Raw genomic sequence first — 25,629 nt, 5'->3', positions numbered from 1 at the left:
TACTTATTCCTTCGTTTTTAACACTTCGATAAGGTCCAGGTGTTGAATTCTCTTTACCACAAACAGAGCCGACACCACTGAAGCAATGATGGCCACAATGACTGCGTAGCTATAGGTATGGGGATAAATGATAATCGGAATCCTGAATAATTCAGTTTCAAACGCATAACCCAATAACTGAGTCAGTCCCCATCCGACAAAACAGCCTAAAGCTAAACCCACCAAGGTCAGCAACCCCACCTCACATAACAAAATATAAGAGGTTTCACCTTTAGTAAAACCCAAAACTCGTAAAGTGGCCAATTCTCTCCCTCGTTCGGAGAGCGATATTCGAATCATGTTATAGCTAACTCCGAATACCAGTATCGACGACAGCACAATGAATATAAACATAAAGACCAGCATACTCTCAGCAACTGTTTCATTAAACGCATCCAGAAGTGATTGTTTGGTCATTAAGGCGGTAATAGCGGGTGATTCCTTAACCGCCTGATAAAGCTGCTCGTAATGTTGCGAGTCGACCACAAGGTTTAGCATAAAATACTGCCCTACTTCCCCTAGCTCGCGATTGAGCGTCTTTAGGTTCATATAAGCAGGCAAGCCAATAAAAGTATCGAAAATTCCAACGACGGCGTAATCTCGCTGTAAACCAGACTTATCCAGAAACTCAACATATATCCGATCACCGACGCCTATATTCAACTTCTCGGCCAGAATACTGCCAATCACCATCCCCTCTTCGGGCAATGCGACAACTTGTTGTGTGTAGGTATCGTAAATAGGCTGCAAGGTCGCATCAGACTCTAGACCTGTTATAGAGCCCCGATGGGTTTTGGTGCCATTAATAAACTCCACAGAAACATAACGTATCGGCTCGGCATCAATGACGCCAGGAAGCCGCTTAACCTGATACAGTGCTTCCTGTTTCTGGTTTTCGTAAAAGGCCATGGTCATATCTTGCCGTTGCGCATCATTAAAAAATGAAATTCCCAGATACTTAATCGCATCGGACATCTGAATGGCTAACACCATCAGTCCCACAGCTAAAGAAATTCCGATAACGGTAAAGCTTGCTCTCAGTGGCTTACGAATAATTTGACGAACAGCAATGCGGGTCGGCTGATCCAGCCAATGCTTGATATAGGGCGTATCGACAAAACTTTTGTGGTAAATGTCAGGGCTCGGCGGAACCATCGCGACAGCAGGCGGCAATTGAACCACTCTGGCTATCGAACCAATAATTCCAGAAAGTGCCGCTAAAACACTAACACCAGAACTGGCAATAAAAGAAACAAACGAAAAATCGTAAACCAGTAAAGGGAAACGGAAAAACTCCGCATACATTTCAGTGTTAGCCTGACCAAGATAGGCGCCCGCGACTAACCCAATAACGGCACCTACAAAGCACATCACCAATACCATCTTGAAGTAATGAGCGCCGACCTGCAGGTTGCTGTAGCCAAAGGCTTTCAGTAATCCAATTTGCTCACGCTCATTGGTGATCATCCGACTTAACACCATGTTCGTTAGAAATGCCGATACCAGCAGGAAAATGACGGGGAAAATGATTGAGGTGGTTTTTAACTGCTGTATTTCATTATTAACGAACCAATAAGAAATCTGGTCATCGCGCAAATAAGAGTTCCTGCCGCCATAAGGCTCAAGAACCATATCAATCTGTTTCAGCAGAGCCTGATGATCGGATGTCGAGTCAAACTTAAAGGCAACATCATTAAATGCACCTTTCAAGTCAAAGGCGGCCTCCAGTGAACTTTGGCCAGACCATAAAATTCCGTAGCGTGCATCATCGGGCATCAAAGAACCCGGAGCGATTGAGTAAATATATTCAGGGCTCAGCGCAATGCCGACTATCCTGAAGTAACGCTTTTTGCCATTCATTACAGCAGAGAGCTTGTCACCCAACTTCAAATTGTGTGCCTCGGCAAAAGGCTCATTCACAATCACCTCATCCGAAGTTCCCGGAGCAATCCAGCGCCCTTCCCTTAAGGCTAGCTGATTGAGCCTCGGCTGACCCTGATCAGGAATGGAAGTCAGCAAACCCATTACAGGTTCATTAAAGTCAGGCATATCCAGGCTGGCAAACTTCTTGATGCGGGTTTCAACTAAGCTGACTCCGTTAATCGATTCGAGACGTTGCTTAACCGCATTAGGAACCCGAACCGCACTGACAAAGGCATCAGCAAATTGGTAATCAGAATAATATTGTTCAGAGGTTTTCTGCAGTGATTCGAGCGTGGTCAAAGCCATACTAAGCGTTGCTATACCGGAAGCAATCACTAAAGCTACAGCGATGACCTGGCCTTTGACATGCCATAAATCGCGCAACAGCTTCAGATTCAAAGCCCGCATATCAGATCACCACTTTAACTCGCTAGGAGACAGACGGTTTGAATTAGAATGGATATCAGAAACTTTACCGTCGCGAAGGGTCACAACCCGATCCGCAATGCCACCAACAGAAGTGTTATGGGTAATTACAACGGTTGCAGTGCCCAATTCACGATTGACCTGTTCAATCGCTTCCAGAACTAAAATCCCGGTTTGATGATCCAGAGCACCGGTAGGCTCATCGCACAATAAGATTTCAGGTTGCTTGGCAATCGCCCGAGCAATCGCCACCCGCTGCTGTTCACCGCCTGACAGCTGTGCCGGAAAATGGTCCTTTCTAGGCAACAGCCCAACCAGTTCCAAAGCTTCTTCCGGCTTAATGGGGTTCTTAGCAATTTCGGTCACTAAAGCGACATTCTCTAAAGCGGTAAGGCTGGGAATTAAGTTATAGAACTGAAACACGAAACCGACGTGTTCACGGCGGAATTCGGTCAAAAGCCCTTTACTGTCTGAGCTAATCGAGCGGTCTTTAAAATACACCTCGCCCGACGTGGCGCTGTCAAGGCCTCCGAGAATATTAAGCAGCGTTGATTTGCCGCTTCCCGACTGGCCAAGCAAAACCACCATCTCATGCTCAAACACCTCAAAATCAACGCCATCCAACGCCTTAACCTCAACCTCCCCGGTTTTATAGACCTTGGTTAGATTGTGCGCATGCAACACAGGCTTCGACTTAGTGGTAGCTGAATCCTGATTTTCTTCTTGAGTAGATATTATTTCCGACAAGCTCAGATCCCTGATTAAAAAACAAACACCCTTATTTCATAGTAAGAATCGAGCGGAGAGATATCAATAGAATTTTAAAAGGAATGGAGATTAGATGATTTATGTCAGTTGATGAAACGCGCAACACACACAGATTTAGACCTGCGTGCATCACGCGAACGACGAATTAATTCGTACTATTAATTAGTCATTTGCAGCCTAACGACACTGCATAGAAACATATCCATCCCCATCAACATCTAAATCGCCAACGGTTCTAGCATTACAATCTTCATCAATGCCTTGCGAGTCGCAAACTTCAGTATTACCTGGGCTGCGATTTGGATTGTTGTCATCACAATCATCACCGCCACAGTGCATGGCTTTGTACCCATCACCATCCTTGTCTTCACAAGGTGTTTTACAACTCTTTTCTCTTTCGAAGCATAACCCGCTTTCGCAAGGAGGCTCCCCGGGTACGCAAGTGCCGTTTCCAGCAGATGAATTGACACGATACCTGCCATCCGTACGGCAAACTTCTTCACCGTTGCAGAAAACACCATCAGAGCAATCAGCATTGGTGTTACAGCGGTTTCGGTTACGCTCTGCTGCTTCTTTCTCAAGATAGAGGTTATAAGCCGCTGTATTAACACAGGCGCATATATCAAACCTCATTTTTCGATTCCACCGCTTTAACTCCGTTTCACGGTCACTGCAACGGCAACGCTCGACCTGACAGCCATAACCTGACTTTTCTTTGTATGCGGCGCAAAACTTTTTCGCATCAGACTCTGCATCAGCATGGACAGGCATCGACACGAACAAAAATGAAACCAATAGCCAAAAGCTCACAGCGCATACCGAAGATAGTAACGATATTAGTGTTTTATTCATTTGTCGCTCTCCTTATTTCGATCCGTCGCAATTTTCATCAATGCCATTATTCGGAATATCCTCGGATCCTGGGTGGATTGACGAGCTTCGATCATTACAGTCCCCCTTCCTCTCAGAGTATCCATCTGGCAGGCTGCAAGCATAATAAACCTGAGATGCATCGCCCCAAAGATCCGAGTCGGCATCAAGGTAATAAGTCCGTGAGACTCCTTCATCAACATCCCCATTACAATTATTATCTAAACCATCACAGACTTCCTGAGCACCAATATTGATGTCACGTCTTGAATCATCGCAATCGTAGGTAGCTGTATCAAACTTATTGTTTTGGCTCGCTAAAGTCGTATTCGCTCGCGCTTTTTGTTTAACAACTTGAGATTGTAGTTTCTGATGCTCTTGCAGTTTTTTCTGATACTCAGTATCAGAAAGCATTTGGACTTTCTTGATGTTCTTTATGGTATTAGGGTTGATCGAAACAGTTGGCTTGGCTTTTAGCTGCACATTCTTTATTTCCTGCGCGGCATCAGTAGAACCCGTCGCAAGAATAAGCGCAAAAGCTGCAACTATGCATAGATAGCAAGAAAACTTAGATTTCATCCTGTTCTTTCCTCAGTTTGTTAATTCCCGCCAATAAAGCTAGCATAAATGCATTAACCCTGCTCAAACCACCGTCACACTAATTTCATCGAAATACATGATGTTTACGGCTCGCAGGGTTCACGGTACACACCATCCAGGTCAATTAAACCTCACAGAAGCTGATAAATTTAAGGCATAAAAAAACCTGCCGGAGCAGGTTTGAAGGATTAAGATTGTGGGGATCAGTCAGACTCTGACCCCATTAATTTACAGGCGCAGCCAAGCTTTTTGCGTCCTACTGAATGGACTTGTTATAGGGAAATTCAAAATTGATGCCATCGAATACCTTATCAATAACGCAGATGAAAACAAGGCCAGCAAATGCTGCCCATAATGTAACCCAAATTCCTAAGATGCTTGGCACATAATAATGCTTTGTGAAATAAAGCCACTCATAATTTATTGACGCATATAAGGCAAAGGAAAAAATGGTTAAGAAAGAAATAAATGCTGCTGATTTTCGATAGTAAAATAGTATAGATGGAAAAATTACTGCCAATAGACCAGGCCAAGCATCATCGTATAGGCAATATGTTTCAATTTGACGCCATACCCCTGAACAAGGGCCATCAAATGGGCCTCCACTAAGAGAGGCCTTGTAATAGCCCGCATATCCGACTAAACCAGCTATAACAATTTCAATAATTTTACGGATCATGCTATTTCCTATAACGCCCGTAGTTAATGGGGTCAGAGCACATTTCAACACAAAACCCCATTATACCTATCCAATTAATTTACTCTGACCCCATTAATTGAACACAAATAACTCCTCAAAGAACTACCTACAACTAAAAACGAAATACTTATAAGTATTACAGTTAGCCATAAGTTGTCATTTCCATATGTAGATATAGCTGCATAAATCAGCCACGAAAACAGAAACAATCCGATTATAAGTCGAGCAACTAAAGTAGCATAATACGCCTGATGTCTAGAAGGTGAAGTTTTCAGATAAAGCGATAAGTGTTCTTTTATTGATTTCTTAATTAGCCAAAGGTAAGCATTAATAAATGCTTCTTTAGATTTTTTGACGATAGCTGGAAATAGTGCAGTAATCACCTTCTTTACAAGCAAAAGAAAGATTGTTCCAATTATACTTCCTATAGCTCCAAGAATTAACACGCCCCACACATTACTCATTAACCAAGCTTGTGATTCTTCCAACTTTTTCTCCTTGGGAATTTAAAGCTAACGACCAAGGCAACGGCGCGCGTCAGCGCGTCCAGCTCGCAGGGCGATGCTGCCTTTTCTTGTTAAATGTTGTCTACTGGCTTTAATCAAGGTTATCTATGACAACCTTTCCGGTTTCTTTTTCTTCGTACACAAGCTGATTAAACTCAACCTGTAATAGCTTTTCACCACGCTGCTTTAACCTATAAAAGTCAAGACCATTGAAATATAGCTCCATATCTTCAGGCCATCCCTGAAGCATTTCTTTCATTTCGCCTACAGTAATCTTCATGCTCTCAACTCCTCAAGACATTTAACATTATATTATCGGAAATAACCGATAACCTTTTGATTTTTAATTAATTATTTTCAATGTCCGTTTTTCCGGCTAATACCATATTAAACCAGACATTTCTGTTCTGGTATCCCTTCTCTAAGAATTTCTATTAGCTTGATCGAGAAAAAAGATAAGTCCTTATAATAGTTAGGTTGCTTAGTATTGCAATGACTTTATTGTTTAAATTTTAATCGAGCGATAAGTCAAACGATAAATTACAGGCATAAAAAAAACCTGCCGAAGCAGGTTTGAAAATCTAGTAGCAGAATTAATTACGATTGTTTCAGTAGGACTTTGATTTCGTCGTTCCCATATCTAATAACGTCACCGGACATGATTTTCTTTCGTTTTCTCTTCTCTATCTCACCGTTGACAAAAACCTGACCGTCATCAATTACAGCCTTTGCCTCACCGCCACTACTTACAATACCTTCGAACTTTAGTATTTTGTAGAGCTCAACAGGCTCTTTTGTAATTTCTACTATCTTCACTGCAATATCCCCTTCTGTACCAATTAATGGCATTACATCATATTAACGGACAACACCGAATATAGAATTCATGACTACCGAATGTTTAATATGCTCATTGCTATGCATTTGACCATATTTCTTGGACTTTAAGAGCTTCATTTTGATAACCGTTATCTTCAAGCTGTTCTGCATAATTTAATATCGCGTACTCCACAAAAGCTTTAATGAGCTCACGTTGCTCTGAGTTACATGCCATATACAATTCATTGCCTTTTCCGTCTGCTTCAAGATGAAACAAGAATTGACCAAAGTAGAACTCATTATTCATTGTTTCTAAACTCAAACGTATTAGAGACGGCATATAGTATTTCTTGCCCTCTGCAGTGGCAAAACATAATGGATCCCAACCAGGACTCCCTAACTCGTCAAGACTGATAGTATCGATAGTAGAGTTGATGAGTGTTTGGTCATGCTCTTCACATTCATCACAGTGTTTATAATCAGTAAAATGCCTAGGCTTTTCCATATGGAATAACCGTTTTGCTTCTCCTACCCAATCCATGCTCTGTTTACTCATAACATTTCAACAAATGGCCGACGCCCAGTCCTATTACTGCTTGTTTAGTTAATAGGTGTACAATTTTTCTAGGATGACAAATCTTACGCTTAATTAGTCACTTTCACTTGTAGGTCTTGCTTCAAAATCTAAAACCGAAGCGTGTATCCCCTCTTTATAGTGCATATCGTGGTTTAAATCCAAAAAGGCCACATAGCGCATATCACCGTCAATTACGCGAATCCCAACAACCGCATTATCCCTTACAAAATCGTGGATCTTTATATTGGCATCAAGGATTTCGTCATTATAAACATGGGTCATGGGGGTCCTTTGTATTTTCCCAACATAAAGCCCCTCTCTCACAGGAAGTGCTCCTGTATACATTGCCAAAGATCCCAAGGCGTGCAGTAAGGTTTCTTCTCGCTCCTTTCGGCTCATGTCCAAAAAACCCTCAAACTGTTTATGGTTTTTTGAATTTGCAGTAAAGGCAAACAATATCCCTTCTTTTTCTAAGTTATAAGTTAAGGAATATATACAGGCGAATGCATTCGATCCTTTTCCTCCATTTCCACCAAATACCGGATATGACGGACATTTAAGCTCTGAGTATAACCGCGATAAAAAACTCTCAACCTTCTCTAAATCAATATCAGGTTGTTTCTTTTCAGTTCCAAAGCATACCGATGATATGAGCAATAGAATAACTATGATGATTTGTCTCATTTAGACTCCATTATTAAAATAAACCACTCAGGCTCAAATATTCATCGACAGACTTTACGGCAGAGACATCTATCAGGTCAATTAAACCCTTGAAGCTCACAAATTACAGGCATAAAAAAACCTGCCGAAGCAGGTTTGAAAAATTCATTCTTTGAGGGAGGGATTATAAAATACATCCTGTATTTTACCCTTCGGGCCAGCTTCACTTCGTTCCGCTGTTCAAAATCGTTCCAGACGATTTTGTCGAACCTAAAGGTTCTCATCCTTCCATCTGATTATTAAAATTAGGACTTAAAAGTCCAAATTTTAATAATGGCGGTGAGGGAGGGATTCGAACCCTCGATACCGGATTAGGGTATACTCCCTTAGCAGGGGAGCGCCTTCAGCCGCTCGGCCACCTCACCTTTAGTGCGGACGGAATGTTACCTTATTTAAGATAAATTGCAACACTCCTTTTCCACTTTTTTAATAATATTCGTTGTCGTCTGATGAACCGCCTTGATAACCTTCCATTTGCTTCTCATGTTGAATGCGCAAATAGATTTCTTCGCGGTGTACAGCAACTTCTTTAGGTGCGTTGATACCGATACGAACCTGGTTTCCTTTAACGCCTAATACTGTAACGGTGATTTCATCACCAATCATAAGTGTCTCACCGACACGACGGGTTAAGATTAACATTCCAATCTCCTACATTTCCTGTAGCTCAGAAACTCGGCAATCATTGCTTATTCCTTCGCCATCTACAAATCGACTGTATAGTTTACATACAAAGTTGAAGCGACGGATTCTATCAATATTCCACGCCCAACTCTACTTTTTTGTGAGAGAACCCACAAAGTTACTTAACTAGGATAATCGGTTACAGTTTGATTGTATAGCAAAAGGCCTGGGAGCAGGCCTTTGCTGGGATTAGTTTAGTTCAACCGTTCGCTAACCCAGGGCTTAACGCTTTCTAGCGCTGCTGGCAGTGCTGCAGGGTCTTTACCGCCTGCTTGCGCCATGTCGGGGCGACCACCGCCCTTCCCGCCTACTTGCGAGGCGACCATGTTGACCAGCTCCCCGGCTTTGACCTTGCCGGTTAAGTCTTTGCTGACGCCGACAATGATGCTGACCTTGTCTTCTTCAGCGATGCCTAGCACCACAATACTGCTTCCGAGCTTGTTTTTAAGCTGGTCTTGAATTTCACGCAGCGCTTTAGCTTCAACACCCTCTAATTTAGTAACCAGTAACTTAACGCCATTAATCTCTTCGGCCTGGCTAGCAAGATCGCTGCCCTGCGATGAGGCTAACTTGCTCTGTAACGCTTCGATGGTCTTTTCCAGCTGACGGCTCTTGTCCATCAGTTGATTCACTTTCTCGGCGACCTGCGAAGGTTCTGACTTAAGTAATTTACCAATTGACTGCAAGCTGGCTTCTGTAGACTGCATCCAGTTAACTGCGCCGGCTCCTGTGGTCGCTTCGATACGACGAACACCGGCGGCGATACCTGACTCTGACAAGATTTTGAAAGCGCCTATATCACCAGTGCGTCTAACGTGCGTACCGCCACACAACTCGATTGAGAATGGCGACATAGTCAACACTCGCACTTCATCGCCATACTTTTCTCCGAACAGGGCCATAGCTCCATGTTCTTTGGCTTCGTCCATGGACATGGTTTGTGCTTCGACTGCATGGTTTTCGTAAATCTTCTGATTGACCAATGCTTCAACTTGGCGCAATTGTTCTTGCGTTACTGCCTCTGGATTCGAGAAGTCAAAACGTAAACGCTCTGGGCCAACCAAGGAACCTTTCTGCGTAACATGAGTGCCAAGAATATCGCGCAGCGCGGCATGCAATAAGTGAGTCGCAGAGTGATTACGCATGGTGTGCTGGCGACGTTCGGCATCAACGAAGGCCTGAAGCTCCGACTCGTTGGATATCGAACCTTTTTCCATATAGCCAATGTGCGCAATCGCATCGCCCAGTTTTTGGGTGTCTTCGACTTTGAAGCTGGCACCACAGCCCATTAACTGACCAGTATCGCCAACCTGTCCGCCTGCTTCTGCGTAAAACGGGGTTTTCGCTAAAATAACGATACCCTTCTCGCCTTCTTCCAGACGCTCGACTTCCTGTTCACCTTTAAGCAGTCGAGTCACGATCACATTCTGGTTGACGTAGTCATAACCTGTGAATTCTGAACGCTCATCAATGCTGAAGTTGTCATTGTAGTCAGTGCCGAAGTTGCTGGCTGCACGCGCACGTTCACGCTGCTCATTCATGGCTTTCTCGAAACCATCCCAGTCAACTTCCAATCCTTTTTCACGCGCGATGTCCGCGGTTAAATCTTGCGGGAAACCAAAAGTGTCGTACAGTTTGAAAACGGTTTCGCCAGAAATGGTTTTATTGTTGCTGGCAACCAGTTCAGCGATATCCTGATCAAGAATCTGCATCCCTTTGTCCAGCGTACGAGCAAAGGCTTCTTCTTCTTTCGCCAATACTTTTTCAATCAGTTCTTTGTGTTCGACCAAACCAGGGTAAGCATCGCCCATCACATCCAGCAGTGGCTGGATAAGCTTGGCAAAGAAAATGCCTTTCGCGCCCAATTGGTGGCCATGACGAACCGCGCGACGCACGATACGACGTAATACATAACCGCGACCTTCGTTGCTTGGCACAATGCCATCCAGCACTAAAAACGCACAAGAACGGATATGGTCGGCAATAACGCGCAGAGATTTGTTATCAAGGTCTTTGACCTTTAACAGATCAGCGGTTGATTGAATCAGGTGTTGGAACAGATCGATTTCATAGTTGCTGTGAACGCCTTGCAAGATTGCAGCAATACGCTCAAGGCCCATACCGGTATCAACCGATGGTTTTGGTAATCGCTCCATGGTGCCGTCTTTATGACGGTTAAACTGCATGAAGACCAGATTCCAGATTTCGATAAACCGATCACCGTCTTCTTCAGGCGTTCCCGGAGGGCCGCCCCAGATGTCTTCGCCGTGATCATAGAATACTTCGGTACAAGGACCGCAAGGACCCGTGTCGCCCATCGCCCAGAAATTGTCGGACGCGTAGCGCTCGCCTTTGTTGTCGCCAATGCGACTGATGCGATCCGCAGGGAAGCCAATATCATTGACCCAGATATCAAAGGCTTCATCATCTTCTTCATAAACGGTGACCCACAGTTTTTCTTTAGGCAGTTTGAATTCTTCAGTCAGCAGCTCCCAGCAATAGGCAATGGCTTCTTTCTTGAAGTAATCGCCAAAGCTGAAGTTACCGAGCATCTCAAAGAAGGTATGGTGGCGCGCGGTATAACCGACGTTTTCCAAATCGTTATGTTTACCACCGGCACGAACACAGCGTTGTGATGAGGTTGCGCGGGTGTAGCTACGCTTATCAATGCCTAAAAAGCAATCTTTGAACTGCACCATGCCTGCATTGGTAAAAAGCAATGTCGGATCGTTGGCAGGAATCAAGGGACTGCTATCAACGATGTGATGGCCCTTGTTTTCAAAGAACGTTAGAAAAACGTTACGAATTTGGTTAGTTGTCATACTCACGGTGATAACCTATTACCTTATTTGATACTTTAATTTATTTTCTTAACTATTTGAAAGTTAAGCTATTCGTCTTCCTCAATTGAGGTGCGAGATAAAATTCGGTTGATTGTGTCGAAATCAAAACCGCGGTATTGCATGAAACGTGCCTGTTTGGCTTTTAATTTCAGGTCATTACCGGGCAGTTGATTATATTTCTTTTGCCAGATTGATAAAGCGGTTTTATACCAATCTATGTCCATTTCTTCGAATAACAAGCTGATCTGGTGTTCATCAATGCCCTTTTTCTTGAGCTCCTGTTGAATTCGAAGCGGTCCATAGCCAGTTTCAGTACGGACTCGCATAAAGCTTTTAGCGAAACGCTGATCACTTTGCAGGTTCCGTTCAGCCAGTCGGTCCAGATAGTCTTCGACCTCCTCGCCTTCGAACCCACGAACTTTCAGCTTATCCAAAAGCTCACGCCGGGAATGTTCCCGGCGTGCTAGTAAGTCCATCGCGATAATCTTGTAATCGCGTTTTGGCTTTTCTTTCTTCATTCAGTACTGTGGAAAAATGCTGTGAAGATTAGGCTTCAACTTCCGGCGCATCTTCATCAGCTTCATCAGCAGGCTTTTTCGCGGTAACCAATAACTCTGCGCGAAGTTTTGCTTCAATTTCTTCCTTAATATCAACATTATCTTTCAGAAATTGAATGACATTCTGCTTACCCTGGCCAATCTTGTTGCCATTGTATGAGTACCAGGCGCCAGACTTTTCAACCATATCGTGCTTAACGCCCCAGTCAAGAATTTCACCTTCTAATGAAGAGCCTTCACCATAAAGGATCTGGAACTCGGCCTGTTTGAATGGCGGAGCCACTTTGTTCTTAACCACTTTGACGCGAGTTTCGTTACCGACAATCTCGTCGCCTTGTTTGATCTGTCCAATACGACGAATATCCAGACGAACCGAAGCATAGAACTTCAGTGCGTTACCACCGGTAGTCGTTTCTGGCGAACCAAACATAACACCAATCTTCATACGGATTTGGTTAATGAAGACACACAGCGTATTAGAACGTTTAATGTTAGCGGTTAATTTACGCAAGGCCTGCGACATCAATCGAGCCTGTAAGCCCATGTGCGAGTCGCCCATTTCACCTTCAATCTCAGCTTTTGGCGTTAGTGCTGCCACTGAGTCAACCACCACGATATCGACCGCGCCAGAGCGCACTAGCATATCGGTGATTTCCAATGCCTGTTCACCGGTATCCGGTTGCGAAACGATTAGGTCATCAAGGTTTACACCAAGCTTCTCGGCATAAGTCGGGTCTAATGCGTGCTCAGCATCAACGAAAGCTGCTGTGCCGCCATCTTTCTGGCAACTGGCAATTGCTTGCAGTGCCAACGTTGTTTTACCGGAAGATTCAGGACCATAAATCTCAACCACACGGCCTTTTGGTAAGCCACCAATGCCCAACGCAATATCAAGCCCTAATGAACCGGTTGAAATTGTTCCAATGCCTCGAGCTGCGCTGTTGTCACCCAAGCGCATAATTGAGCCTTTACCGAACTGGCGCTCAATCTGTGTTAAAGCCGCACCAAGAGCTTTCTTTTTGTTGTCATCCATCTTACGGATACCTACCTAATCGTTTGAAAAGTTAAAATTCGCTTCAAAAATAAAGCCCCGATTATTCCACAATCACACTCGAAAAGTAACCTGTGATCGCTGACAACCCTTAGAGAAATTGTCTTTTGCTGGCCAGAGCTATTTCCTACTTAACCAGCTTACTAGCATACTGCCTAAAACGTCATTTAATGTCGCAATACGAATATCTGAACGAGAACCTGATAATTGCAGTAAACGCGAGTGAGTAGTCTTACCGTCAAATAAACCAACCCAAACAGTACCAACAGGCTTTTCTGGCGTGCCGCCATCCGGCCCCGCTATGCCGCTGACTGAAATGGCAATACGGTTTTCACTGCCTGACGCTATATAGGCACCACGCGCCATAGCCTCGACAACCTGCTGCGAAACCGCGCCATATTTATCAATAACATGAGCAGGCACACCGAGCATATCCTGCTTGGATTGGTTGGAATAGGTGACAAAGCCACGATCAAACCAGTTTGAGCTACCCGCTTGTTCAGTGCAGGTCGCAGCGATCAGTCCGCCGGTACAAGACTCGGCGGTGACTAACAAAAGGTTTTTCTCAATCAGTAAGTTAGCGACTCTTTTTACGAGATCACTTGAATGTTCTGTCATAGGCTTTTTATCATTTTGAGGCAAGCTTGGCCTACCTCTTTATCGTCAGATCCGTTAAGCTATGCGAAAGTTTATATCCTACAAGTTTTCAATAACAATAGACATAATTTATGGGCATTACAGAACAAGAAACTTCCCCAAAACATCTCGACCAACACACGCCCATGATGCGCCAATACTGGCAGCTCAAACAGGATCATATGGATTACCTGCTGTTTTATCGGATGGGTGATTTTTATGAGCTGTTTTATGACGATGCCAAGCGCGCCGCAGAATTACTCGATATCACATTAACCAAACGCGGCAGCTCTGCCGGTGAGCCCATTCCCATGGCGGGTGTCCCCTTTCATGCGGTGGACTCTTATCTGGCTCGTATCGTAAAGCTTGGCGAATCAGTGGCCATCTGCGAACAGATTGGCGATCCTGCCACCAGCAAAGGGCCAGTTGATCGCAAAGTGGTTCGTATCGTCACACCCGGAACCTTGTATGATGAAAACCTGCTTGATGCTCTTTCGGATAAGCTATTAGCAGCGGCCTACAAAAAACGTAACCATTATGGTTTGGCTTGCCTGGATATGGCCAGTGGCCGTTTCTGGTTATCAGAGTTTGAAAATAAGAATGCTTTTCAGGCAGAGCTATTTCGAATCAAGCCGGCTGAACTGATTCTGGCCGACAATCAGCAGGAGCTTACCCAAGGTTTAACCACCGCCGTAAAATGGCAACCGGACTGGGCTTTTGATTTTGAGCAAAACCGCGACAAGCTATTAAGCCACTTTGCGGTGCAGAGTCTCGCCTCCTTTGGTTGTGATGATTATGAATTGGCGATCTGTGCGGCAGGTGCTGTTCTGGATTATGCCAAGGCGACTCAGCTTAATAACCTGCCTCACATTCGCTTACTGCAGAAACTGGAACACAGCGACCAACTGGTACTGGATCCGGCAACCCGTCGTAATTTAGAACTGACCGAGAATATTCAAGGTGGTCACAGCAACACACTGTTTGAGGTTATGAATTCGACTCAAACCGTGATGGGCGCGCGTTTACTGAAACGTTGGTTGCACACCCCGCTTCGCAATCATGATAACGTGCAAAAACGTTTAGACAGCGTGGCTAATCTGACGCATGACCATGCCTTTGTTTCTATCCAGCCGATTCTGTCTGAAATTGCTGATATCGAGCGCATTGTCACCCGCATCGCTTTGGCCAGCGCTAATCCTCGCGATTTAAAACGTTTACAACAGGGCTTAACGCAAGCCACCTTACTGCTCGATGTATTCGGTCAACTCAATATCTCATTGGATCAGGCTCACAATATTGAGCCGCTACCTAATATTCAACAGCTTCTGGAGCATGCTTTAGTAGAACAACCGCCAATGGTTATTCGCGACGGCGGCGTTATCGCAGAAGGTTACAATACTGAGCTTGATGAATTACGCTCACTGGCTGACGATGCCAACGAGTTCATGCTGTCACTGGAGCGACGCGAAAAAGAAGAGTCAGGAATTAATACGTTAAAAGTTGGCTATAACAAAGTGCATGGCTTTTATATCGAAATTTCTCGCGCACAAAGCCACCAAGCCCCGGCGCACTATATTCGTCGCCAAACCCTGAAAAATGCTGAGCGCTTTATTACCCCTGAACTTAAAGAATACGAAGAGAAAGTGTTAACCAGCAAGACCCGCGCGCTGGCTCTTGAAAAGCGCCTGTATGAGGAGCTTATTCAAGAGCTGCAACAGCACGTAGCTGAAATTCAATCCACTGCTAGTGCCATAGCTGAGATTGATGTGCTGGCCTGCTTCGCCGAGCGCGCCACTAACCTCGGCTTTAATCGTCCGACACTAACGAATCAGGACGGCATTGAAATCAAACAGGGCCGCCACCCTGTGGTTGAGTTTCACAGTAAAGAACCCTTTATCCCAAATGATCTGAACATTAATAATCAGGAACGCTCGCTGATCATTACCGGCCCGAACATGGGCGGTAAATCCACCTACATGCGCCAAACAGCACTGATTACCTTACTGGCTTATGTAGGTTCTTACGTCCCAGCAGAATACGCTGAAATAGGACCGATTGATCGTATCTTTACCCGTATCGGTGCATCTGATGATTTAGCCAGCGGCCGTTCAACCTTTATGGTGGAAATGTCCGAAACCGCTAATATTTTAAATAATGCCACCAGCAACAGTTTAATCCTGCTCGACGAAATTGGTCGCGGTACCAGCACTTTTGATGGATTAGCTTTAGCGTCGGCAACGATTCAATATATCCATGAAAAGTTACAGTCCTACACCCTCTTCGCTACTCACTACTTTGAGCTGACACAGCAGGCGGAACAGTGGGATGCCATGGTTAATCTGCATTTTTCAGCGACAGAGCATAAGGATGGTGGTCAGGAAAAGCTGATCTTCTCGCACCAGATTCAGCCTGGCCCAGCCAACCAAAGTTACGGCATTCAAGTGGCACAACTAGCCGGACTGCCTAGAACCGTGATCCAACAAGCTCGTCTTTTGCTCCAGCATTTTGAGCAGCATGGCACTCATGAAAGCGAGCTACCAAAGATTGAACTGGAACTCATAGAATCAGCGCAATCTAATCCTGAACTGGAAGCGATGGCCGAACTTGTTAACTCTGCTAACCTTGATGAGATGACACCTCGCGAGGCGCTAGAACTATTGTATAAGCTGAAAGAATCGCTACAATAACGGCAGTTAGCTTGCCGTAGAAAATAGCTAGGAGAAATTAATGGCATTCGTCGTAACTGATAACTGTATTCAATGTAAATATACCGACTGCGTAGAAGTCTGCCCGGTAGACTGTTTCTACGAAGGACCAAATTTCCTGGTCATTAATCCAGACGAATGCATTGATTGTGCTTTATGCGAGCCAGAGTGCCCCGCCGAAGCCATCTTCGAAGAAGATGATATTCCAGCTGGTATGGAACACTTTATTGAGCTCAATGCAGAGCTATCCGAAGAATGGCCAAACATCACCGAAAAGAAAGATCCGTTACCGGACGCCGAAGTATGGGATGGAAAGCCAAATAAATTGGAACATCTGGAAAGATAAAAAAAGCCCTCAAACGAGGGCTTTTTCATACGCATTAACAACTCATCTTACAACTCAAAATCTACTGAATTAGTAAATGGTTTAACACCAATTTCCTCGTAGATCTCATCTGGCTTATAAAGATTTTGGCCTTTGATAACCAAAGCGACCTGACGGATATCGTTCATGTCTTCAAGCGGGTTACCGTCGATGAAGACTAGATCTGCCTGTTTGCCTTCTTCAATAGATCCTACATTCTCTTCGTTACCAACAACTTCAGCTGAGGTGATAGTTGCTAGTTTCAGAACGTCGGCGTTGGAGATACCACCCTGGGAATACAGAATCAATTCGCGGTGCAATGTAAAGCCAGCAATGCCGTCAGTACCCGGAACTATAGTCACGCCCGAGTCATGAAGTTTCTTGACCATCGCGACCATGGCATCAGCTGACTTGTTATAGGCATCACGTTCTTCAGGTTTGATATCCATCCAGGCTTTTTTAAAGTTCCTGGCTACGGTTACTGGTAGGTGCTCATAAATAGCAGCATTTTCCGGATCAACCTTACCCGCCTCGCCCAATAACAAGCTTCTGAATACCGAAACGGTAGGATCGATTACCGTGCCCTTTTCTTTCAGCAACGCCATGAAGTCGTTAACTTCTTTGCTGTCTAAATCCAGCTCATGAGCCTTTTCACCCGGAATGGTAAAGCGCAAGCGCTGACGGGTATCGATGTTCTTGCCGAGGAAATTGAGGAAAATCATATTGATGTGCTGAATTTCATCAAAGCCTGCATTGACAGCCTCTTCAGCAGTCATAAATGCTGGGATATGGCCACTTAAGCGCATTCCTTTACTGTGGATATGCTTGGCTAGCGGCTCAATCCACGCGGGCTCCATTGAGCTGTAGGTTTTAATTTGCGGATAGCCATTCTCTGCATACCAATCGACAGCAGCCATGGCGCTTTCCAATGAATCGACTGTCTTGCCCATTTTCATAGCGTAAGGGCTTTCACGATCCATAAAGCCTGAGCGATACACATCACTACCTAAGATCTCATTGGCTTCACTCATTCGCTCAATGTCTACGATATTGTCGTGGGTATTACCCATGTCGCGCACATTAGTGACGCCAGCCGGCATGTTAAGCAGGCCATCATTTTTACTTAGATGACCATGCATATCCCAAAGGCCTGGAATCAATGTCTTGCCTTGTGCATCAACCTGAGTGTAATCGCCGGCTGGAATATCAGAACCAATACGCGCAATCTTACCGTCTTGAATCAGAATAGATTGCTCTTCGACCAACTTGCCTGAAATCACATCCACATAATTAGCGTTAGTGACAAGAATTGGTTTTTCTGAGGTATGGATGAGCTTATCAGCTAAATCTTCGAGGTATTGGTTATCCGCTTCTTTCTGAATTTCTTGAAGCTGTTCCAGATGTTCGCGCCCCCATCCTTGCGGAATAACGCCAAACCAGCCACCGCCATCAGTAGCGAAGAAATTGTAATCATCGTCATACCATGCAAAATCTGGTGAGAAGCCAAAGCCTGTGATACCGATCAGATGAACAGTCTTATCTTCCTGGCCATTATTAAGTGTCACGGAATCCAGCTTGATCATGCCGGCCTCACCGCTTGGCAACAAGTCTACTTTGCCGGTTTTAGAGTTGCTTATTGCTTTTAGCAGTGCGCTGTTAGCAACTCCAGTTCCGTCCATAGAAACATAAAACTTTTTACCGTCAACTTTTTCTTCGCCTTGTTCATTAGTGCTTTGCCATTGAGCAATACTGCCTTTCTGACTAAAAGACTCATCGATTGGGGCACCAAACGCTGAAATACCTTTGACCGTTTGACTGGTGATATAACCTTGCTCATCAATAGTAATGACTTCTTCAATTTTTACTACGCGGTTGTTCCAGCCAAGTTCCATATCACTGCTATATACATTACCCGACTGTTGCACAGACAAGGAGCCAGCCTGATCTTCTTTGTTGTAGATGTTGTACTTTGTTAACTGTGTGACTGGAGCTTGTTGTGTGTCCTGAAGCTGGACTGAGTTTTTAGTCTGGCTTACCTGCGCAGCATCACTTGATGTTTGCTCATCTTTTTTATCATCGCAAGCTATGAGTTGGCTAACCAGCAGTGCAATACCGGCTACTTTGAAGATGGTTTTGGTGTTCATGATTATTATTCCCCATTGAACCTGTTGTGTTGTATGAGCTTATAGAGGTGTCGAATCAGTGTCTACAAGGAGGTCATGAGAAAATGTAAAAAGTTTTGTATAAAAAAGCCCCAAACAGCATAAAGGCTATTCGGGGCTGGGGGCTTATGAAAAAGGATTGTAAAAAATCAAATTACGGAATCAGCTGGTAATTCTCGTACTGTTCGAAAGCGCTTACAAAGGAGTCTTCCTTGGCTTCGATTTGTTTAACCAGATCACACAAAGCATCGGCCTTTTCTTCAATAATTCTCGCTTTAGCTTCATACTTGGTTTCCATTTCCTGGCCAAACTTTTCCATACGTTCTTCAAACGCCTTGACCTTCTCTTCATTACCGCTCATCGCGGCAGCAATCATGGAAGGTATGTTGACTTCAATAAATTCAGTGACGCTTTCTTCCATTAAGGCTTCAAATTCTTTTTCAAACTCAGCACCATCCAGATATTCAGCGATAGCTTCTGGACGTAAATGTGAGTCACTGATGTGTTGTTTCAGCTCGGCGGCAATAGTATCAACTCGAGCAATAATTTCGTCGGCTTTTGCTGGGTTGTGTTCCAATAGAACGTTGGTTACATCGCGTACCGCTTCCAGTGCCAATAATGAAGCATCTTCTGCAATGTCACTAGCAGCCGGCAGTAGTTCACGAATTTGCTGGGCATATTCATGCAACAGCTGAGTTTGTTTTGCTGATAGGCTTTGTGTCTTGCCATCCAGCGACAGTGAGTTACTGTCCTTAATGACCACAGACTGCTGCTTATCTTTAGTAAAAACAATCTCATTACCGTTTAGACTAACGTCATAAGCCATATCCACATCACATGTCTGGCTCTTTGCATTTGCTACACCCGCACCGGTTACCATCATTACTGCAATGGCTAAGGTTTTTATTTTATAGTTCATAGAATTTCCTCCGTTTATTGATAGCCATACATTCTGACTACTCCTTTAAGATGCGCTTTATCAGCTAAAAGGTTTAGTATTTGTTTGTGTAGATCCGGCACTTTGGGTAACAAAGTATTGCAAAAACGGGCAATAGAAATGATTTGAAAGAAATGGCAGGGATGAAAGATAGATAAGACTAACCAGATTAGCCTTATCTATTATCTGTATGAGCCTATACGCCCATATTACTCAAACTGTTGGAAATACGACGTACGATACCAGCTAATGAAGGGTGTTCCTGTTCAAACTCAACCAGTCGGTCCTGGAAGCGCTCAAGGAAAAATTCATCGGGGGACTCGCGGCTGTCCTGTAAAAACAGCTTCGACTCAATCACAAACTCTAATCGGGTCAAAACGGCTTCTTCTTTATCAGACAGCTCATTATCGCTATCTAAAGCCTGTATCAGCTTTTCTGACAATATCAGGATATCACTCTGGTTTGGGGTGGAATCAGGCATAATTGCTCCTTTTGAAACATTCTTTTACCTATTGTAAGTCAAAGATACATAAAATCCATTGGTCTTAGTAGTTGCATCCCTTATAATTTGCCACGGTACTACAACAAAGAGAAGGAAACACATGAAAAAAATATTAATCATTATTGCAATTGTTATTGCAGTTGCAGCGGGAATCTACTTCTATAAAGGTGGCAGCGCTACTGTAGCAGCCAAGGATAATTCTGTTCTTGCCTACGTGCCAGCTGACACTGTTCTATTTACAGGAAGTGTAACACCAATCAGCTTTGAAGAAGCTATGGCTATGAGCCACAAGCTAGGTCTTGACCCATCAACTTTTGTTGATATGCAAGATGACGACTTTGAGCTTGGTCCTGACTCTCCTGACGCTGCACGCATGGGACTTGGTCTTTATGCGAAATACATGAAGTCTTTTGCAGACAAAACCACAGTAAAAACTCTAGGTATAACTGAAGCTCCTAATGCTGCTTTCTATACAGTAGGCGCTTTACCGGTTATGCGTATTGAGCTTGATGGCAGCGACACTTTTGCCAAGCTAATCGAGCAAATCGAAACTGAGCAAAACATCGCAGCAGAAGTTAAGAACATGGATGGCATTGAGTTCCGCGAATACGCGTTCTCAAATGACCCTTCAGTTCCTTATTCATTAATAATCAGTTCACATGATAACCAAGCGGTTATGACAGTGAATACTCCACTATCTGATGATAAAGACATCAAAGTCGCTTTAAACAAGCCAGAGAAAAGCATCGCTGAGACAGGTCGCTTGACTGATATGATGGCTAAAAACGACTACCTTGGTCATTCTTTATTCTTCATTGATAACCTGGCCGTAATGAAAGGTTTAACTAACCCAAAAGCTAACAGCTTTGGCGTTATGGTTAACGACCTATTAGTTGCTAATGGTGCCGAAGGTTCTTTAGCCGACATGCAAACTCCAGCCTGTGCTGCCGAGTTTACAGCACTAACAGCCAACTGGCCTACCATGTCAGGCGGTTACACTGAATTCAGTGCTAACGAAGCTAACTTCAAGTTCATGCTTGAAGGTGCTAACGCTGACTTGCTTAAGAGCCTACAAGGTTTACGTGGTCACTTGTCAGAAAACTTGAACAACGATGATTATGTGATGAGCTTTGGCATGGGTTTTGACATGGACCAAATGGTTCCTGTAATTACTGATGTATGGCAGCGTTTGACGGAAACTCCTTATGAGTGCCCTCCTTTAGCTGAAATGCAAGCTGGTTTGAAGCAACAAAACCCAATGATGCTTGGCATGATGACTGGCATGGTTGCAGGCATCAAAGGTATTGGTTTCGGCATCATCGAGATGGATATTGCTGGTTTAGAGCAAGCTTCTAACAATCCAATGGCTGTAGCTGACAGCATGCAAATGATTGTTACGCTAAGCGCTGAAAAGCCAAAAGACTTGTTGATGACCTTAAGCTCATTTGCTCCACAATTTGCACAAATGGAACTTAAGGACGGCGGTGACGCGATATCTTTGCAGGATCAAATAGGTATGCCAGCAAGTATTGCCCTACGCGGTCATGACTTAGTGATGTTGATGGGTGCTGACGCTATTTCTCAGCTTCCTAGCGTTAAGTCAAACGACGATCTTTCAAGCAATGGCTTATTCAGCATGAGCATGAACTTTGGCAAATACATGGAGCTTATCTCTACAGTGATGAACGACATGGATGCCAATTCAGAAATGGCTCAAGACCAAAAAGCTATGTTTGATAAGCTTAAAGAAGTAGACGGTACTATCAAAGGTACACTTGATATTACTAATGAAGGTGTCGTTTCAGAGACCAGCTTCAAAGCTAAATAATCTAGTACTTTTACATTAGATTCAATCAAGCCCGGTTCGCCGGGCTTTTTTGTGTCTGGTAACCATTACCTCGCACCCGTTTCAATCAGTTAGTTGCTCATTATTTGATCTGCATCATCTATTAGATTGTTAAATAAGATTATTCTAATATAAATTGATATTTCGTTTGATACGTTTAGACGGGAATCTGAAAAGGAGCCAGCAATGAAACAAATTATCGTGTTAGGAGCAGGTATTGGGGGTATCCCAATGGCTTACGAGTTAAGGGATGAACTTAAAGGAATTGCCGAAATCACTGTAATCAGCGACCTTCCCTATTTTGAATTTACCCCTTCCAATCCGTGGGTCGCAGTCAATTGGCGCAGAAAGGAACAGATCAGGGTCGATTTGGCGGAAGTCTTCGCCAAAGGAAAGATAAACTTCATTCATAGTGCCGCCAAAAAAGTGAAACCTGAAAGTAATCAGGTTGAATTGGACAACGGCGAAACACTTGATTATGACTACCTGGTCATCGCCACAGGTCCTGCACTAGCGTTTGATGACATAAAAGGCTTAGGTCCCGAACATTTCACTCATTCGATTTGTAAAACAGACCATGCAGACAGTACTCGCGAACACTGGGACAAGTTTGTCGAAAACCCGGGGCCCATTGTTGTTGGCGCTGTACAAGGCGCATCATGTTTTGGCCCTGCTTACGAGTACGCACTGATTCTCGACACTGACCTGCGCAAACGGAAAATACGCGACCAGGTACCGATCACTTTTGTTACGTCTGAACCCTATATTGGACACTTAGGGTTAGATGGCGTTGGTGATACTAAAAGTTTATTGGAATCAAAATTACGTGATGCCAACATTAATTGGATCACCAATGCAACGGTTGATGAAGTTACCGAAGATGAAATTCATGTCACTGAACATTTCCGCGATGGACAAACCATCAAGCATGATCCACTAAAGTTTAAACATTCAATGTTGCTTCCTTCTTTCCGGGGCATTGATGCAGTATTTGGTATTGAAGGCTTAACCAATCCGAAAGGCTTTATCCTGATCGACAAATATCAACGTAACCCAACCTTCGGTAACGTATTTGCAGTTGGTGTCTGTGTCGCCATTCCACCAATCGGCAAAACACCGGTTCCGGTTGGCGTACCCAAAACAGGTTATATGATTGAGTCCATGGTCACAGCAACCGTTCACAACATTAAAGCACTGATTGAGGACAGAGAGCCTGATACCGAGCCAAGTCTCAATGCAATGTGTTTGGCAGATTTTGGTGATGGTGGTGTTGCCTTTATCGCCAAACCACAAATACCGCCTCGCAACTTGAATTGGTCTGGTAGCGGTAAGTGGGTACATTACGCCAAGGTGGCTTTTGAAAAATACTTCTTACACAAAGTACGCCGCGGGACTTCCGAGCCTTTCTGGGAAAAATTTATTATGGATTTGATAGGTGTTAAGAAGTTGAAGAAGAAAAAATAAAACAAAGGGCGACTAAACAGTCGCCCTTTTTACATCAATCAATAGTTAGTTAAGCTGCTTTAATCTGCTTGGCTTTTAAAGCCTGCTCAAGATCTCCGATGATGTCATCCACATGCTCAAGTCCCACTGAGATACGAATGAGTGTTTCGCTGATTCCTGCAGCAGCTCGCTCTTCTAGTGTATAGGGCGAATGCGTCATTGAGGCTGGATGTTGAATCAAAGTTTCAGCATCACCTAAGCTCACTGCAATGCGACACATCTTCAGGCTATTCATAAAGCGGACAGCATCATCAAATCCACCCTTCACTTCAAACGCAATCACACCACCGGCACGTTTCATTTGCTTGCCGATCAGGTGATGCGCAGGATGACTTTTAAGACCTGGATAATAAACCTGTTTAATCTGATCATTTGCCTCTAAAAACTCAGCAACTTTTTCAGCATTGTCACAATGACGCTCTACACGCACCGAAAGTGTTTTGAGGCCACGAAGAACTAACCAGGCATCATTTGGACTCATGACAGCACCCATATCTTTTAGCGTTGTCATTTTAATATTTTCAATCTGCTCAGCACTGCCACACGTAATACCGGCTACCACATCACCATGTCCATTCAGATACTTTGTCGCGCTGTGAATGATCAAGTCCATACCAAAATCACTGGGCTGCTGTAACACTGGCGACATAAAAGTATTATCAAGAATCGTCAGCAAATCATGTCTTTTTGCAATATCCGAAATCGCCTGCATATCAGCACAAACCAGATTCGGGTTGATTGGTGTTTCGAAATAAATCAACTTGGTGTTTTCTTTGATGGCAGCTTCGACTTCAATAGGTTTTGTAATATCAACGAAAGTTGCTTCGATACCTAAGTCTTTAAACTTATGATTAATGAGAGCGAAAGTGCAACCGTACAAAGCAGCAGACGCGACCAGATGATCACCCGCTTTTAAGTTTGCTAACAAGGTTGCTGAAACCGCACCCATGCCGGAACCAAAAGCAGCCGCTTCTTCGGTGTTTTCCAAAGCCGCCATTTTCTGCTCTAATTCGCGCACTGTTGGATTACCTAGTCGGCTGTAAATATAGCCCTGCTCCTCACCTGCAAAACGGCTGGCGCCCTGCTCAACGTTATCAAATACAAAAGTTGATGTTTGGTGGATAGGTGTTGATAGTGATCCAAAACTTGGATCACCAATACGACCCGAGTGAATGGCTTTGGTTTCAATATTGCTGAACTTACTTGAACTCATACGACTCTCGCTCTTGATTCTCGCCAAAATTAATCATCAAGAATATTGATAGCCGTCGTGGCCTTCACCTCCTTCAATACCAGCGTGGTATGAACTTTGGCGACTCCCTCCAGTGGAATCATCTTCTTTGATATAAAATGCTCTAAAGACTGAGTGTTTTTTACCGCGACTTTAAGCACATAATCATATTCGCCAGTGACGTTGTGGCATTCTAAAACTTCTGGCCAGGAGGTCACCTTGTCTAAAATATTCTGAATCTGTTCAAAACGATGTAGTTGCAAACTAAATTCAACAAAGCATAAATTGTCGTAACCAATTTTTTGCCTATCGACCAAAGCAACATAGCGCGCAATAACGCCCTTCTGCTCCAATCGCTTGACCCGCGCATGTACCGCTGGGGGTGACAGATGAACCTGCTTGGCAAGTTCAGCATTGGTCAAACGACCATCGTTTTGTAGAATCTGTAGTATCTTCTGATCCACAGAATCCAGCTCTATTTCGTGTGAATATGTTACCATTTCGACTCACCTCAACTGAATGATATTCGGCATACTATCAGAAATGACGAATATTTATCACCACAACAGACCAATCAAGGAAAGATATTCTGGGGAGAGGTCCGTAACCAAAGAGAATATGAATAATCTTCAGTGAAAATCTTCTGGTCAGACAAGA

Annotated in this window: 24 protein-coding genes and 1 tRNA gene; 4 read left to right on the top strand and 21 right to left on the bottom strand. The window is 44.0% G+C overall.

Annotated features, from left to right (window positions below):
* Window positions 1-3 precede the first annotated feature (3 nt).
* The 16 genes from ACN0VI_RS07645 to ACN0VI_RS07570 all read right to left on the bottom strand — a co-directional run bounded on the left by ACN0VI_RS07645 (window position 4) and on the right by ACN0VI_RS07570 (window position 13,704).
* Window positions 4-2,370 carry an ABC transporter permease gene (locus ACN0VI_RS07645; protein WP_417446324.1) on the bottom strand — a complete coding sequence of 789 codons (2,367 nt, stop codon included), beginning with the start codon at window positions 2,368-2,370 and terminating at the stop codon, window positions 4-6.
* Between the two features lie 6 nt (window positions 2,371-2,376).
* The gene (locus tag ACN0VI_RS07640) at window positions 2,377-3,135 is read right to left on the bottom strand and encodes an ABC transporter ATP-binding protein (protein WP_417446323.1); all 759 of its coding nucleotides are present in this window, start codon (window positions 3,133-3,135) and stop codon (window positions 2,377-2,379) included.
* 198 nt (window positions 3,136-3,333) lie between these two features.
* Window positions 3,334-4,008: a putative metal-binding motif-containing protein gene (locus tag ACN0VI_RS07635; RefSeq protein WP_417446322.1), complete on the bottom strand. Its 675-nt coding sequence runs from the start codon at window positions 4,006-4,008 to the stop codon at window positions 3,334-3,336.
* Window positions 4,009-4,020: 12 nt separating this feature from the next.
* Window positions 4,021-4,605 carry a MopE-related protein gene (locus ACN0VI_RS07630; protein ID WP_417446321.1) on the bottom strand — a complete coding sequence of 195 codons (585 nt, stop codon included), beginning with the start codon at window positions 4,603-4,605 and terminating at the stop codon, window positions 4,021-4,023.
* A gap of 277 nt (window positions 4,606-4,882) precedes the next feature.
* On the bottom strand, window positions 4,883-5,305 hold the full coding sequence (locus tag ACN0VI_RS07625; RefSeq protein ID WP_417446320.1) for a hypothetical protein: 423 nt from the start codon (window positions 5,303-5,305) through the stop codon (window positions 4,883-4,885).
* 74 nt (window positions 5,306-5,379) lie between these two features.
* Window positions 5,380-5,814: a hypothetical protein gene (locus ACN0VI_RS07620; protein WP_417446319.1), complete on the bottom strand. Its 435-nt coding sequence runs from the start codon at window positions 5,812-5,814 to the stop codon at window positions 5,380-5,382.
* A gap of 109 nt (window positions 5,815-5,923) precedes the next feature.
* A complete protein-coding gene (locus tag ACN0VI_RS07615) occupies window positions 5,924-6,112 on the bottom strand; it encodes a hypothetical protein (protein ID WP_417446318.1) in 189 nt (62 codons plus the stop codon).
* 317 nt (window positions 6,113-6,429) lie between these two features.
* Window positions 6,430-6,648: an RNA-binding S4 domain-containing protein gene (locus tag ACN0VI_RS07610; RefSeq protein ID WP_417446584.1), complete on the bottom strand. Its 219-nt coding sequence runs from the start codon at window positions 6,646-6,648 to the stop codon at window positions 6,430-6,432.
* 100 nt (window positions 6,649-6,748) lie between these two features.
* Complete coding sequence (locus tag ACN0VI_RS07605; protein ID WP_417446317.1) at window positions 6,749-7,207, bottom strand: DUF6714 family protein; 459 nt, start codon at window positions 7,205-7,207, stop codon at window positions 6,749-6,751.
* A gap of 93 nt (window positions 7,208-7,300) precedes the next feature.
* Window positions 7,301-7,912, bottom strand: coding sequence for a hypothetical protein (locus ACN0VI_RS07600; RefSeq protein ID WP_417446316.1), 612 nt, complete (start codon window positions 7,910-7,912; stop codon window positions 7,301-7,303).
* A gap of 313 nt (window positions 7,913-8,225) precedes the next feature.
* Window positions 8,226-8,316: transfer RNA gene (locus ACN0VI_RS07595), tRNA-Ser, on the bottom strand.
* A gap of 61 nt (window positions 8,317-8,377) precedes the next feature.
* A complete protein-coding gene (csrA, locus tag ACN0VI_RS07590) occupies window positions 8,378-8,593 on the bottom strand; it encodes a carbon storage regulator CsrA (RefSeq protein ID WP_012801363.1) in 216 nt (71 codons plus the stop codon).
* 236 nt (window positions 8,594-8,829) lie between these two features.
* Window positions 8,830-11,463 carry an alanine--tRNA ligase gene (gene alaS, locus ACN0VI_RS07585; RefSeq protein WP_417446315.1) on the bottom strand — a complete coding sequence of 878 codons (2,634 nt, stop codon included), beginning with the start codon at window positions 11,461-11,463 and terminating at the stop codon, window positions 8,830-8,832.
* Window positions 11,464-11,525: 62 nt separating this feature from the next.
* Window positions 11,526-11,996: a recombination regulator RecX gene (gene recX, locus ACN0VI_RS07580; protein WP_331889948.1), complete on the bottom strand. Its 471-nt coding sequence runs from the start codon at window positions 11,994-11,996 to the stop codon at window positions 11,526-11,528.
* Window positions 11,997-12,024: 28 nt separating this feature from the next.
* Window positions 12,025-13,068: a recombinase RecA gene (recA, locus tag ACN0VI_RS07575; protein ID WP_331889950.1), complete on the bottom strand. Its 1,044-nt coding sequence runs from the start codon at window positions 13,066-13,068 to the stop codon at window positions 12,025-12,027.
* A gap of 138 nt (window positions 13,069-13,206) precedes the next feature.
* Complete coding sequence (locus ACN0VI_RS07570) at window positions 13,207-13,704, bottom strand: CinA family protein (protein WP_417446314.1); 498 nt, start codon at window positions 13,702-13,704, stop codon at window positions 13,207-13,209.
* Window positions 13,705-13,814: 110 nt separating this feature from the next.
* On the opposite strand from ACN0VI_RS07570, the gene mutS reads away from it, so the two are divergent.
* Together mutS and fdxA are read left to right on the top strand one after the other, a co-directional pair.
* The gene (mutS, locus tag ACN0VI_RS07565) at window positions 13,815-16,409 is read left to right on the top strand and encodes a DNA mismatch repair protein MutS (protein WP_417446312.1); all 2,595 of its coding nucleotides are present in this window, start codon (window positions 13,815-13,817) and stop codon (window positions 16,407-16,409) included.
* 40 nt (window positions 16,410-16,449) lie between these two features.
* A complete protein-coding gene (gene fdxA / locus ACN0VI_RS07560) occupies window positions 16,450-16,773 on the top strand; it encodes a ferredoxin FdxA (protein ID WP_417446311.1) in 324 nt (107 codons plus the stop codon).
* Window positions 16,774-16,820: 47 nt separating this feature from the next.
* Here the strand turns inward: fdxA and ACN0VI_RS07555 are convergent, their stop codons facing one another.
* The 3 genes from ACN0VI_RS07555 to ACN0VI_RS07545 all read right to left on the bottom strand — a co-directional run bounded on the left by ACN0VI_RS07555 (window position 16,821) and on the right by ACN0VI_RS07545 (window position 20,371).
* Entirely contained in the window at window positions 16,821-18,935 is a 2,115-nt protein-coding gene (locus ACN0VI_RS07555) for an amidohydrolase family protein (protein ID WP_417446310.1), read from the bottom strand.
* A 172-nt stretch (window positions 18,936-19,107) separates the two neighbouring features.
* The gene (locus tag ACN0VI_RS07550; RefSeq protein WP_417446309.1) at window positions 19,108-19,872 is read right to left on the bottom strand and encodes a DUF2884 family protein; all 765 of its coding nucleotides are present in this window, start codon (window positions 19,870-19,872) and stop codon (window positions 19,108-19,110) included.
* 214 nt (window positions 19,873-20,086) lie between these two features.
* Window positions 20,087-20,371 carry a DUF4404 family protein gene (locus ACN0VI_RS07545; RefSeq protein ID WP_417446308.1) on the bottom strand — a complete coding sequence of 95 codons (285 nt, stop codon included), beginning with the start codon at window positions 20,369-20,371 and terminating at the stop codon, window positions 20,087-20,089.
* A gap of 121 nt (window positions 20,372-20,492) precedes the next feature.
* On the opposite strand from ACN0VI_RS07545, the gene ACN0VI_RS07540 reads away from it, so the two are divergent.
* Together ACN0VI_RS07540 and ACN0VI_RS07535 are read left to right on the top strand one after the other, a co-directional pair.
* A complete protein-coding gene (locus ACN0VI_RS07540; RefSeq protein WP_417446307.1) occupies window positions 20,493-22,220 on the top strand; it encodes a hypothetical protein in 1,728 nt (575 codons plus the stop codon).
* A gap of 204 nt (window positions 22,221-22,424) precedes the next feature.
* On the top strand, window positions 22,425-23,702 hold the full coding sequence (locus ACN0VI_RS07535) for an NAD(P)/FAD-dependent oxidoreductase (protein ID WP_417446306.1): 1,278 nt from the start codon (window positions 22,425-22,427) through the stop codon (window positions 23,700-23,702).
* Between the two features lie 49 nt (window positions 23,703-23,751).
* On the opposite strand, the gene megL is transcribed toward ACN0VI_RS07535, so the two are convergent.
* Together megL and ACN0VI_RS07525 are read right to left on the bottom strand one after the other, a co-directional pair.
* Window positions 23,752-24,954, bottom strand: coding sequence for a methionine gamma-lyase (megL, locus tag ACN0VI_RS07530; protein WP_417446305.1), 1,203 nt, complete (start codon window positions 24,952-24,954; stop codon window positions 23,752-23,754).
* A 29-nt stretch (window positions 24,955-24,983) separates the two neighbouring features.
* Window positions 24,984-25,472, bottom strand: a complete 489-nt coding sequence (locus tag ACN0VI_RS07525) for an Lrp/AsnC family transcriptional regulator (RefSeq protein WP_331889971.1) — start codon at window positions 25,470-25,472, stop codon at window positions 24,984-24,986.
* Window positions 25,473-25,629: the final 157 nt, after the last annotated feature.

This window comes from Kangiella sp. (assembly GCF_048265365.1).
Classification (GTDB): domain Bacteria; phylum Pseudomonadota; class Gammaproteobacteria; order Enterobacterales; family Kangiellaceae; genus Kangiella.
Note: the sequence above shows the minus strand (reverse complement) of the source record. Positions and strands in the feature narration are given on the sequence as shown.